The 11996-nt window shown below is 67.6% G+C and carries 10 protein-coding genes and 1 pseudogene; all 11 read right to left on the bottom strand.

The features are described 5' to 3' along the window. The coding region (locus AC6RA4_RS17585; protein ID WP_500162577.1) for a dihydroxy-acid dehydratase at window positions 1-1653 on the bottom strand (1653 nt) is incomplete at its 3' end. A 13-nt stretch (window positions 1654-1666) separates the two neighbouring features. Next, window positions 1667-3112: an NAD-dependent succinate-semialdehyde dehydrogenase gene (locus AC6RA4_RS17590; protein ID WP_500162579.1), complete on the bottom strand. Its 1446-nt coding sequence runs from the start codon at window positions 3110-3112 to the stop codon at window positions 1667-1669. 44 nt (window positions 3113-3156) lie between these two features. After that, window positions 3157-3702, bottom strand: a complete 546-nt coding sequence (locus AC6RA4_RS17595) for a TRAP transporter small permease (RefSeq protein WP_500162580.1) — start codon at window positions 3700-3702, stop codon at window positions 3157-3159. A 2-nt stretch (window positions 3703-3704) separates the two neighbouring features. Next, window positions 3705-4991 (bottom strand): TRAP transporter large permease, encoded by a 1287-nt coding sequence (locus AC6RA4_RS17600; RefSeq protein WP_500162582.1) that lies wholly within the window; start codon window positions 4989-4991, stop codon window positions 3705-3707. A 77-nt stretch (window positions 4992-5068) separates the two neighbouring features. Continuing rightward, on the bottom strand, window positions 5069-6088 hold the full coding sequence (locus AC6RA4_RS17605; protein WP_500162584.1) for a TRAP transporter substrate-binding protein: 1020 nt from the start codon (window positions 6086-6088) through the stop codon (window positions 5069-5071). A gap of 97 nt (window positions 6089-6185) precedes the next feature. Continuing rightward, window positions 6186-7019, bottom strand: a complete 834-nt coding sequence (locus tag AC6RA4_RS17610) for a sugar phosphate isomerase/epimerase family protein (protein ID WP_500162586.1) — start codon at window positions 7017-7019, stop codon at window positions 6186-6188. Between the two features lie 89 nt (window positions 7020-7108). Next, the gene (locus AC6RA4_RS17615; RefSeq protein WP_500162588.1) at window positions 7109-7552 is read right to left on the bottom strand and encodes a GlcG/HbpS family heme-binding protein; all 444 of its coding nucleotides are present in this window, start codon (window positions 7550-7552) and stop codon (window positions 7109-7111) included. A 1-nt stretch (window position 7553) separates the two neighbouring features. Beyond that, window positions 7554-8597, bottom strand: a complete 1044-nt coding sequence (locus AC6RA4_RS17620) for an NAD(P)-dependent oxidoreductase (RefSeq protein WP_500162594.1) — start codon at window positions 8595-8597, stop codon at window positions 7554-7556. Next, the gene (locus AC6RA4_RS17625) at window positions 8506-10410 is read right to left on the bottom strand and encodes a thiamine pyrophosphate-dependent enzyme (RefSeq protein ID WP_500162590.1); all 1905 of its coding nucleotides are present in this window, start codon (window positions 10408-10410) and stop codon (window positions 8506-8508) included. The genes AC6RA4_RS17620 and AC6RA4_RS17625 overlap by 92 nt, the downstream gene beginning before the upstream one ends. Before the next feature lie 4 nt (window positions 10411-10414). Then, on the bottom strand, window positions 10415-11209 hold the full coding sequence (locus AC6RA4_RS17630) for an IclR family transcriptional regulator (RefSeq protein WP_500162592.1): 795 nt from the start codon (window positions 11207-11209) through the stop codon (window positions 10415-10417). Window positions 11210-11828: 619 nt separating this feature from the next. Continuing rightward, window positions 11829-11933: pseudogene (locus AC6RA4_RS17635) on the bottom strand (GntR family transcriptional regulator); the annotation flags it as partial. Window positions 11934-11996 lie beyond the last annotated feature (63 nt).

Raw genomic sequence — 11996 nt, forward strand, 5'->3', positions numbered from 1 at the left:
GATGTGCCTGTCGTAAAGCCAGTCATAGCCGCGGCGCGCCTCGCGCTCGGCTGCCGGCAGCGCTGCGCGACGGGCCTCCAGCTCGTCCTCGGCGACCAAGAGTTCCAGCTTCCGGTTCTCCACGCTCATGCGGATGCGGTCGCCGGTGCGGACCAGCCCGATGGCGCCGCCCGAGGCGGCATCCGGTGAGACGTGCAGCACGATGGTGCCATAGGCGGTGCCGCTCATCCGCGCATCCGAGATCCGCACCATGTCGGAGACCCCCTGCCGCGCCAGCTTCTTCGGGATCGGCAGATAGCCCGCCTCGGGCATCGCCGCCTTGCTGGTGGGGCCGGCGTTCTGCAGGAGCAGGATGTCGTCAGCAGTGACGTCGAGATCGGGATCGTCGATGCGCGCCGCCAGATCCTCGAGCGAGGAGAACACCACGGCGCGGGCCTCGGTCTCGAAGAGGCTGGGATCCGCCGCCGAGCGCTTCAGGATCGCGCCCTTGGGCGCGAGGTTGCCATAGAGCGCCACCAGCCCGCCCGTCTTGCGCACCGGGTCCGAGGCGGGCGCGATCACGGTGCGGTCGACCCAGTCATCCGCCGCCCGGATGCGGTCGCCGATGGTCTCGCCGGTCACGGTGGGCACGTCTAGATGCAGGATGTCGCGCAGCTCGCGCATCACCGCAGGAATGCCCCCCGCGTAGTGCAGATCCTCCATGTAGAACTGCCCGGTCGGCTTGAGGTCGACCAGGACCGGCGTGCGGTCCGAAATCTCGTTGAGCTTGCGAAGATCGAGGTTCAGCCCCACCCGCCCGGCGATGGCGGCGAGATGCAGCACCGCGTTGGTCGAGCCGCCAAGCGCCAGCAGGACCGTCACCGCGTTCTCGAGCGCCTCTTGCGTCAGGATGCTGCGCGGGCGGCGCTCGGACCCGATCAGCTCGACCGCCAGCCGACCGGTTTCCTCGGCCATGCGCAGGCGGTCGGCGCTGACCGCCGGGATCGCGGCACCATAGGCCGGCATCATGCCCATCGCCTCGGTCAGGCTCGCCATGGTCGAGGCGGTGCCCATCACCGCGCAGGTGCCGGCGGTCGAGGCGAGCTTGCGCTCGACGGTGTCGATCTCCTCCTGCTCGATCTGGCCCGAGCGGAACTGCTGCCAGAAGCGGCGGCAGTCGGTGCAGGCCCCCAGCCGGTGCTCCTTGTGGCGCCCGGTCGACATCGGCCCGGCCACCAGCTGCACCGCCGGAAGGTTGGCCGACATCGCCCCCATGAGCTGCGCCGGAACGGTCTTGTCGCAGCCGCCCAGCAGCACGACGCTGTCCATCGGCTGCGCGCGCACCATCTCCTCGACATCCATCGACATCAGGTTGCGGAACTTCAGCGAGGTCGGCGACACGAAGACCTCGCCGAGCGAGATCGTCGGGAACTCGATGGGCAGCGCGCCGGCGGCCAGCACGCCCCGCTTCACCGCCTCGATCATCTCGGGGAAGTGGCGGTGGCAGTTGTTGAAGCCCGAGCCCGACTGCGCGATGCCGACGATCGGCCGGTCGAGCATCTCGCGGCTGTAGCCCATCGAGCTCGCGAACGAGCGGCGGAGATATTTCGAGAAGGCCGCGTCGCCGTAATTGGTCAGTCCGCGCGCGATCCCCTGCGCCTTGTCCTTGGTCATCTGCCTCTCCTGCTCAACTGTAGCGGTATTTCACGTATTTCGGTTCGAGGTATTCGAGGATGCCGAGCTGGCCGCCCTCGCGCCCCATCCCGCTGTCCTTGATGCCTCCGAAGGGCACCTCCGCCGCGGCGAGCAGCATGTCATTGACCCCGACCATGCCGGTCTCGAGCGCCGCCGCCGCGCGGTTCGCCGTGGCCAGCGAGCCCGAGAACACGTAGGAGGCCAGCCCGAAGGGCACGTCGTTCGCCCGCGCCATGACCTCGTCGAAGTCGCGGAAGGTGGAGATCGGCGCCACCGGGCCGAAGGGCTCCTCGGTCATGATGCGGGCATCCTCGGGAACGCGCCCCAGCACCGTCGGCTCGATGTAGAAGCCGCGATTGTGCGCCTTGGGCACGCCGCCGCCCGCCAGCAGCTCGGCGCCGCGATCCTGCGCGTCGGCGATCAGTTCGAGCACGCGGTCGCGGCCCCGAGCGTTGGCCATCGGCCCGAAATCGACCCCGTCGTCGAGCCCGCGCCCGATGCGTGCCGCCTTCGCGACCCGCGCCATCGCCGCCGAGAACGGCGCGTAGATATCCTCGTGCACGTAGAAGCGGCTGGGAGAGATGCAGACCTGCCCGGCGTTGCGGAACTTGGTCCTCGCGCAGATCTCGCCGACCGCGTCGGGATCGGCATCGGGGAATACCAGCACCGGCGCGTGGCCACCCAGCTCCATCGACACCTTCTTTAGCCCGCGCGCGCTCTGCTCGGCCAGCAGCCGCCCCACCGGCACCGATCCGGTGAGCGAGACCTTGCGGATCACCGGCGAGGCAATGAGGTGGGCCGAGATCTCGGCCGGATCGCCGGTCACCACGTTGAGCACGCCCGCGGGCAGCCCGGCCTCGGCGGCGCAGCCGGCGATGTGGAACATCGACGAGGGCGCCTCCTCGGAGGGCTTGATGACGATCGGGCAGCCGGCGGCCAGCGCCGCGGCGACCTTGCGCGCCGGCAGCAGCGCCGGGAAGTTCCACGCGGTGAAGGCGGCGACCGGCCCGACCGGCTCGTAGCGCACGTCGAGCGTCACGCCGGCCTCGCGACCGGCCAGCGTATGGCCCCAGATCCGGCGTGCCTCGTCGGCATACCAGTCGAACTGGTCGACCGCGGCCTGCCACTCGCCCTTTGCCTCGGCCAGCGGCTTGCCGGTCTCCTCGCTCATGTCCCGCGCCGCCTGCTCGGCCCGCGCCGCCATGCGGCGGGCGGTGTCGCGCAGGATCGCGCTGCGGGTCCAGGCGGGGGTGGCGCGCCATTCCGGCGCGCTGCGGGCGAGCGCGGCGAGCGCCCGGTCGAGATCCTCGGTCCCGGCGCGCGGGATGCGGCCGATGCAGTCCTCGGTGGCGGGGTCGATCACGTCGAGCTCGGCGCCGGCGACGGCCGGCTGCCAGTCGCCACCGATGAAGAGGCCATACCTGTCGTATAGGGTCATGAGAATTCCCTTGATCTGGAGTGTTTCAGGCGGAGACGGCGCGCTCAGAGGTGCTCAACCGCCGCCTTGCTGATCGGGCGATCGCTCTGCGGGCTGCGCAGTGGCTTGCCGCGGAAGAGCACGCAGACCGCCTCCAGCAGCGCCGCGGCGCTGTAGAGCGCCATCACCGCGCCGGCGACGGGGATCGCGCCGTAATAGTAGATCATGTCGATCTGCATGAAGGCGGTGACCTCGCGGTTCATCACCGTGAAGTTGCCCCCGACCCAGAGCAGCATGACCGCGAAGGCCAGCATGATGATCTGGATCGCCACCTCGGCGGGGCGGCCCAGCTTCGGAAGCGCGGCGGTCACCACGTCGACCCGGTAGAGCGCGCCCTCGCGCCAGAGCGCCACGGCGCCAAGGAGGATCAGCCAGACCGTCGCCAGTTCGACGATCTCGTCATAGGCGGCGAAGGGGATCTCGACGGTGCGGGCGATGACCCGCGCCAGCAGCAGTGCAAAGAGCACGACAAGGCAGAGGATCACGCCGAACTTGGTCACCCGTGCGACGCAGCTGTCGAGGAACGAGAGGGTTTTCTTGAGGATATCCATGATCAGAACCCGAAGAGCGTGGGCACCCACATCACGATGCCCGGAAAGAAGGTGATGAGAAGCAACACGACGATCAGCCCGACGAGGTAGATCCAGACCTCGCGGATGATCTCGAGCAGGTCGACATTGGCCACCTGCGAGACGGTGTAGAGGCAGAGCCCCACCGGTGGGGTGATCAGGCCGATCATCAGGTTGAGCACCACGACGACGCCAAAATGCACCGGGTCGATGCCCATCTGCGTGGTCAGCGGCAGCAGCATCGGCATGCAGATGACCATGACCGCGATGCCCTCGATGAACATGCCCAGCACCAGCAGGATCACGTTGATCAGGATCAGGATCACCCAGGGCTGGTCGCTCAGGCCAAGCAGCCCCTCGACGACGGCGTTGGGCACCTGCTGCTGCACCAGCACCCACGAGAACGGCGCGGCGGCGGCCATGATGAACAGCACCTGCACCGCCTGCCGGCCGGTGACCCAGAGCACCTCGGGCAGGTCCGAGACCTTGAGCTCGCGATAGACGAAGATGCCGATGAAGGCGGCATAGGCGGCGGCGAGCACGGCGGCCTCGGTCGGTGTGACGATCCCCATCAGCAGGCCGCCAACCACGAAGATCGGCATCGCCAGCGCCGGGATGGCACCTGCCACGGTGCGCACGCTCTCGCGCAGGTCGGGGCGTTCGGTCAGCACCGGCAGCCCCTTCGAGCGCGCGGTGAGCGCGATGATGATCATCATCGAGAGCCCCATCAGCAGGCCCGGCAGGATGCCCGCGAGGAACAGCGCACCCACCGAGACATTGGCGAGGCTGCCATAGATCACGAAGGGAATGCTGGGCGGCACCACCGGGCCGATCGTCGAGGAGGCGGCGGTGATCGCGGCGGCGTAGCCCGGCTTGTAGCCGGCATCGCTCATCGCCTTGACCTCGACCACCCCGAGCCCGGCGCTGTCGGCCACCGCCGAGCCGGACATGCCCGAGAACAGCATCGAGCCCACCACGTTGACATGACCGAGCCCGCCGCGCACCCGGCCGACGAAGACCTGCGCGGTGTGGAAGATCCGGTGCGTCATGCCGCCGGTGTTCATGAGGTTGCCGGCCAGGATGAAAAACGGGATCGCGAGTAGCGAAAACGAATTCATGCCGGAATAGAAGCGCTGGATGAAGATCACCAGAAGGTCCGGCCCCGCGGCCCACCACATGGTGCCGGCGGCCAGCATGGCGAGGGCCACTGCGATGGGCAGACCGACGAGGATCAGCATCACCAGCGATGACATGATGACGAAGACGGGCATCTGGGCTCTTTCTGTCTGGCGTGAACGGATCCCCGGCGACCACGCAGGCCGCCGGGAAAGATGGCGCCGGTCCCGGATCAGGCGACGCGCGCAGCGTCGACGAAGCCCATCCAGGTCTCCCAGGTCTCGTTGCCGATGCGTTCGCGCATCGCGGCCCAGGCCGGATCCATCATGGCACGGAACGGGGCGGGATCGGGATTGGTGATCTGCACGCCCTCGGCCTCCATCTTCTTGAGCATCTCCTCTTCGCCGGTCTTGACCTGCTGCTGGCACCACTCGCCTGCGGTCTTGGCCTCTTCGCTGACGATGGCCTGCAGCTCGGGCGAGAGCTTCTTCCAGAGCCGCGGCGAGCTCACCAGCATGAAGGAGGTGTAGATGTGCCGGGTGGTCGCGATATGCGACTGCACCTCGTAGAACTTGTTGGCGAAATCCACCGCGACCGGGTTGTCCTGCCCGTCCACCACGCCGCTCGAGAGCGCGAGGTAAAGCTCGTTGAAGGCGATGGTCTGGGTGTTGGCGCCAAGCGCGTCGAAGGTCGCCTTGATCGACAGCTCCGGCGGCACCCGCAGCTTGAGCCCGGCCACGTCCTCGGGGGTGTTGACGGGGCGGCGGCTGTTCGACAGCGCGCGGAAGCCATACTCGAAATTCGCCACCCAGTTCAGCTTGTTGCGGGCGAAGAAATCCATCAGCCACTGCTGCGCGGTGCCGCCCAGCACGCGGTGCACATGCTCGTAATTGTCGAACTGGTAGGGGATCTGGATCACGTTCGCGGTGGGATCCTGGCTCTCGATGTTGGGCGGGTTGAACATCACGAAGTCCAGCGCGCCGAGCTGCGCCTGCTTCACCATGTCCGGCGGCGAGCCGAGGGCTGCGTTGGGGAACACGCTGATCTCGACCTCGCCGTCGGTGCGGGCGCTGATCTTCTCGGCCATCTGGTTCACCGCCTGGTAGGCCGGATGGGTCTCGCCAAGCTGGTGGCCGAGCTTGAAGCTCATGCCGGCGCGCGCCTTCAGCGGCACAAAGCCCATGCCGGTGGCCAGCGCGGCAGTGCCGGCGCCCTGCATGAAGGTTCTGCGGTTCAGGTTCAGTTTGGACATTGTCGTCTCCTCCCTTGTTGGGTCGAGGCACCGGCACGGCCCGGTCGCCTCCTCGTTGTCCCCTCCGGCGCGTCCTCCCGGGCCGAAGGGGCAGATCTCAGGCCACCGGCTGCGCGCCGAGCGCCGCCTCGCAGAGCCGGCGGATGTCGGACAGGCCGTCCGTCAGCACCTGCGCGCCGGGGCGGGTGTCGCCCGCGAACCAGTGGCTTTCATGTTCGATCGAGACCGGGCCGTCATAGCCGCTCTCGAACAGCGCGCCCATCATCGCGGGCAGGTCGATCTCGCCCTGCCCGATGGGAACGAAGCGGAAATCCTCGGGTGTGCCGGTGACATCCTTGAGGTGCATGTGCACCGTGTGCGGCGCCAGCCTGCGGGCGGACTCCGTCACGTCGTCGCCCATCGGCTTCAGGTGCGAGGGGTCGAAATTGATCTTGAGACCCGGCGCCGCCTCGATCGCGGCAAGCGCTCCGGCGGCGGTGCCGATCTCGCGCCCCACGATGGGTTCGAGCGCGAAGGTCAGCCCCCTGGCCTGCGCCGCGTCGACGCCGCGGGCAAGAGCCCCGTAAAGCGCCGACAGCTCGGTCTCCTCGCCGGGGATGACGTGCACCACGTCGATCCCGAGATCGACGGCGCGCGCCATCATCGCATGGGTCCAGAGCTGCGCCGCATCGCGCCGGTCGGCATCCCTGGAGCCGAAATCTCGGTGGTGGATGCAAAGCGCGGAGTACGGCCCCATCCCCGCCAGTTGCGAGATCACCGAGGCCGGTGTCTCGATGCCCAGATGGGCCTCGCCCCAGGGCAGCGTCTCGGCATTGAGCTCAGCCATGTCGAAGCCGTGGTCGCGGATCATCCGCACCGCCTCGGTCACCGGCATGTCGGCCAGGAACCCCGTGTGGAACGAGGTCTTGGGCATCTGGGTCACAGCTGTCACGGGCCATCCTCCTTGCGGTCTGGCTGGGGGTGTCGTGTCGGTTGTCTGCGGGGACGGAGCGCCCGGCGCTCCGCCCGTCCGGTCGCGACTCAGTCGAAGAGCTTCAGCGCCTCGGTGGTGATCTCGGTGTCACCGGTCCAGTGACCGCCCGAGCTGCCGATGGCGCCGGCGATCTGCCCGTCGATCACGATGGGCTGGCCGCCGCCGAAGGTCATCAGCCGGTGCACCACGCCCGGCGCGCCGATGCGCAGCGGCTCGTCGTCCTTCATGATCTCCTGCCATTTGTGGGTGGCGATATGCGACACCGCCGCGGTATAGGCCTTGTCGATGGCGATCTGTGCGGCGGCCGGGTTGGCCGCGTCCATCCGCGAGAAGGCGATCAGGAAGCCGCCGTCATCGACCACCGCGATGGCGACCGTCTTGCCGATCTTCTCGGCGTGCTCGAAGGCGCGCCGGATCAGTTCCTCGGCCGCCGCCTTGGTGACGACCGGCTTGCTGCGGCTCAGGGCCACGGGGCTCATGTCTTCGGGCATCTCAGGCACTCTTCTTCGCCGGAGCGGGCGCGTAGGTGTCGGCGGAGAACTCGATGCGCTCCTGCATCGCCGCCTTCATCAGCTGGCTCGAGGTCGCGGTGAGCGGCAGCTCGATACCAGCCTCGCGTCCGACCACGACCGAGTTGAACAGGTCCTTGTCGAACATCCGGTAGAGATCGTCGCTGCCGGCCAGCGGGTGGTTGTGCAGCAAGCGATCATAGTTGCCCCACATCTGCGCGACCCAGCTGTCGGCGGTGGTGTCAGTGGCGAAGTTCGCCAGCGTCTGCTCCTCGAGCCCAAGCGCGCGGGCCAGCCGCATGCTTTCGATCGCCGCCATCCAGTTGCCGAAGGTCATCATCTGGATCGCGAGCTTGGCGCCGGCCCCGGAGCCGCGCGGACCCATATGCTCGGTGCGGCGCGAGATCGCGTCGAAATAGTCGCGGTTGGCCTCGATATCCGCCGGATCGCCGCCGCACATGATGGCGAGATCGCCTTCGCGGGCGCGGAGATCGCCGCCCGAGACCTGCGCGTCGACCATCTTGATGCCGCGCGCGTCGGTCTCTTCGCCAAGCGCCTTGATGGTGTCTGGCATCACGGTCGAGTGCACGATCAGCGTGGTGCCGGGCTTGACGACATCAAGCAAGCCGCCCTCGCTGCGAAACAGCGCGTTGAGCTGTTTGTCGTTGACCACGGCGATGCCGATGGTGTCGCACTCGGCAGCAAGCTGCTCGTTGCTCTCGGCAAAGCGGGCACCGGCGCCCAGGCACTCGCTGGCCTGCTCCTTGCGCAGGTCACGCACCAGGACGTCGAGCCCTTCGCGCAGCAGCGACAGGACCATCGGCGTGCCGATGTTGCCGACGCCCACGAAACCTACGGTTCTCTTGGTCATTTCTTCCTCCTCTCGTGCGGGCATCAGGCCCGCAATTCGGTGTTTCCAGTTCCCGGCTGCACGCTCAGAGCGACTGCCGCACCCAGCGCGCCTGCACGTCCTCGACCCAGTTGCCGACGTTCCACGATCCCCAGCTGCCCATGCCGCCGCGCGGATCCTCGCCGCTGTAGACCGGCACGTGGAGAACGCTGAGACCGGCATGGGCGTGGCCCTTCGCGAGCGCCGCGCGAAGCCCTTCGGCGCTGCCGTCCACGGTGATCGGGAGCACCCCGCTCACCGCGCCGGCCATCGCCGCGTAATCCACCGCGACACCGTCATTGGTGCGGAAATCGCGGCCGTATTGAGCCAGTTGCAGACTGCTGATCGCGGCCATGCGGCGGTTGTCGAAGATCACCACCATGCCGCGCAGCTTGTGCTCGACCGCGTCGATCAGCACCTGCGGGTTCATCATGAACGAGCCGTCCCCGGTGAAGGCGATCACGTAGTCAGGCCGGTCGGCCAGCGCGGAGGCCAGGATGCCGCTCGAGGCAAAGCCCATGTAGCTGGCGCCGGTCTCGGTATAGGTCCGGCCCGAGCGGTCGTCCTCGACCACCTGGAAACCGTTGGCTTGCACGTCGCCGGCATCGAAGTACTTCACCGCACCGACCTCGCGGGCAAAGGCATCGACGATGCCGATCGCCGCGGGCTGGGCGAGCACGTCGCGTTTCCAGACCGTGTCCTGCACCGGCGGCAGCGCGAGGCGCTCGGCCTTGAAGGCCTGCCACTCGGCTTTCTTCGCGGCGCAGGCCTCGAGCCAGCCGGCCTTGCCGGCGGCGGCGCTGCGGGCCTCGAGCGCCGCGGTCAGCCGGCGCGCCACGGCACCGAGATCGCCGACCAGAGAGAGCGTGTCGTTGTAGTGCAGCGCGTCGGCCCAGTCGCCGTTGAGGTTCACCACCCGGCGCACCTTGGGGTAACCGGTTCCCGAGCAATCCGCTTGGCAGACCGCCCGGGACCCGGCCACGATCAGCAGCTCGGCCTCCTCCATCGCGTGGTTGCCGCTGATCGACCCCTTGGATCCACCCACATGCATGTTGAGCGGATCGTCGTCGGCAAGCACGCCGGTCGAGCCGGGAGAGAGCACGACCGGCGCGCCCGCCGCACGGGCCAGGGCCCGGATCTCGGCGTCGAAGCCACGGGTGCCCCCGCCCGCCTTGAGAACGACCTTGCCCGCAGCGGCGATCTGCTCGGCCGCGGCCTCGATCAGCGCGTCGCCCTCGGGCGAGAGCGGCACCGGCGCCGGGCGCGATGGCAGGGCGTCGAGGTTGAACACCGCCCGCGCCGGCTGCGTGTTGATCGGCAGATGGATGTAGAACGGCCCCGCCTTGACCGGGTCGAAGACCCGGCGCGTGCCGCGCCGCATCGCCTCGCGCAGCGCCTCGGGGGTGTGCAGGAAATAGCTCTCCCCCATCAGCGCCGTCATGCGGGCGTAAAGCTCCTGCTGCGGCTTGGGGATCTGCTGCATGTTATAGCCTTCGCCGAAGGTGGTCTCGTCGCCATAAACATGCCAGACGCCAACCCCGTTCGACGCCGCCGCGAGCGAACCCGCCATGGCCTGAAGCGCTCCCGGCCCGATCGAGGTCACCAGCGCCGGCGTCTCGCCGTACTGCCAGGCCAGCGCGGTCGCCGCGTGGGCCATCTCGACCTCGTTGCGGAAGTTGAAGGTTCGGGTCACCCCCTCGCCGTCATAAATCCTGAGCACCTCGCCCAGATCGGTCGAGCCATGGCCGAAGATCGCCAGGTACTTGCGCGTGCCCTGCTTGAGCAGCGCCAGCACCAGCGCCTCGGAGAGCGTCAGCTCCAGCGTCTCGGGCAGCATCTCCGCCGCACGGGCCTCGGCCAGACCGCCGGCGGCGGCGATCACCGCAGCGCGGGCGCGCATGCCCTGCGTGCCGGAACGGGTGACGTGCGAGGAAAACTCTTGAAGGTTCATGGGCTCAGGCCTCCGGACTGTCGGAAACGTTCAGGGAAAGCGTGCGACCGGCGGCCATCACCTCGTCACGGACGAGGGCAAGATGCTCGGGAGTGGCGCGGTTGATCGGGGTCGAGACGCTGATCGAGGCGATGATCCGGCCAGAGGTGTCGCGCACCGCGGCACCAAGGCAGACGACGTAGAGCTGGAACTCCTCGCGGTCCTCGGAATAGCCCCGCGCGCGGGTCTCTTCGAGCTCGGTGATCAGCGCATCCACATCGGTGCAGGTGTTGCCGGTGAACTTCTGCATGCCGTGCTCTGCGGTGATCCGGCGGATCTCGGTCTCGGGCAGTTCGCAGAGCAGGATCTTGCCCGTCGCGGTGGCGTGCATGGCGCGCGACTTACCGATCGAGCCGCTGTCGACGCGCAGGGCGTGGCGCGCCTCGCGCTTGACCAGCGTGATCATCTCGCCGCCCTCGAGCACCGCCAGATGCACCGCTTCCTCGGTCGTCTGGTTGAGCGTGTCGAGCACCGCCTTGGCGCGGCCCGGAAGCTCGGCCTTGACGTTCACCGCGTCGGCCAGAACCACCAGCTGCGAGCCCAGCATGTAGCGGCCGCGGGCGGTGCCGGGGCGCACGTAGTGGCGCGCCATCAGGGTCTTGATGATGTGGTGGCAGGTGGAGGCGTTGAGCGAAAGGGCCTCGCTGATCGTCGCAAGCGTGACCTCGCCGCGGTGGCGCGCCATCACCTCGAGAATGGCCAGCGCGCGATCCACCGACTGGATGGTCTTCTCGCCTTTCGGGTCTGTCTGAATGTCCATCGTCGTCTCCTCCGTGTCAGCATGCTTGGAGGAGCGCGCGCTCTAAGACAAAAGTTTTTTCATATTGCCGAGTCGATTTCACATTGTGAAAATTCCGGATGCGAAACTGGCGGTCGGGCCGAGATTTCGCGCATCCGACCGGTCCGATAAGCCTCAAGGGCAACACCGCTTGAGTCGGTGGCCGGGGCAGGCCTTGTTCAGTCGATGATCGGAGCGAGGCACCCTTGCCAAGAGAACGTTCATCGAGTCTTTGCCGGCGGACACCGAGCTTGGGAGGTTATCCGCCGCGGTACATCAAAGCAGGATCTGCAGTCGTCCATCGAGGGGTACATGAATGCGAAATCCGGCGGGGAGCCTCTTAGGTGTACACGACAAACCGCTAGAGCGCCCGCTCCAGATCTGACCTTTGGGATCAAGCCAGCCCTCGCCAAGTGCCTAAGAATGCGCAAACGATTGGATCAGCGACTGCGCGCCGCAAACATCCTCTACTACCGAGAAGCGGCGCGCTCCTAGCTTTTCTCGGGCGCCTAAACCAGCTGTATGTACTTCAAGAACGCGTAAGCGGCGATTATGTCCCGATTTGACCGCGTTTAGGAGTCCACACGTCTTCCTGTGAGCTTTAGATGCTGTCCTTGACCCGGTCCCAGGTGTTCACGAGGTGGCGGCGCATCGCATCGCCGAGGCGGGCACCGTCGCGTGCCTTCAGGGCGGCGACCATCTCTTCGTGATCGGTGAGCTGACCCCAGCGAGTGGTCCAGGTTAAATGCTAATGCATGGTCGGCCTTCG

The sequence above is a fragment of the Salipiger sp. genome (genome assembly GCF_059781815.1).

Excerpts from the sequence above, each read along its gene's own strand:
- AC6RA4_RS17625 (WP_500162590.1), bottom strand. The coding sequence starts at position 10,410 with ATGAACCTTCAAGAGTTTTCCTCGCACGTCACCCGTTCCGGCACGCAG.
- AC6RA4_RS17630 (WP_500162592.1), bottom strand. The coding sequence starts at position 11,209 with ATGGACATTCAGACAGACCCGAAAGGCGAGAAGACCATCCAGTCGGTG.
- AC6RA4_RS17590 (WP_500162579.1), bottom strand. The coding sequence starts at position 3,112 with ATGACCCTATACGACAGGTATGGCCTCTTCATCGGTGGCGACTGGCAG.
- AC6RA4_RS17600 (WP_500162582.1), bottom strand. The coding sequence starts at position 4,991 with ATGCCCGTCTTCGTCATCATGTCATCGCTGGTGATGCTGATCCTCGTC.
- AC6RA4_RS17605 (WP_500162584.1), bottom strand. The coding sequence starts at position 6,088 with ATGTCCAAACTGAACCTGAACCGCAGAACCTTCATGCAGGGCGCCGGC.
- AC6RA4_RS17615 (WP_500162588.1), bottom strand. The coding sequence starts at position 7,552 with ATGCCCGAAGACATGAGCCCCGTGGCCCTGAGCCGCAGCAAGCCGGTC.
- AC6RA4_RS17595 (WP_500162580.1), bottom strand. The coding sequence starts at position 3,702 with ATGGATATCCTCAAGAAAACCCTCTCGTTCCTCGACAGCTGCGTCGCA.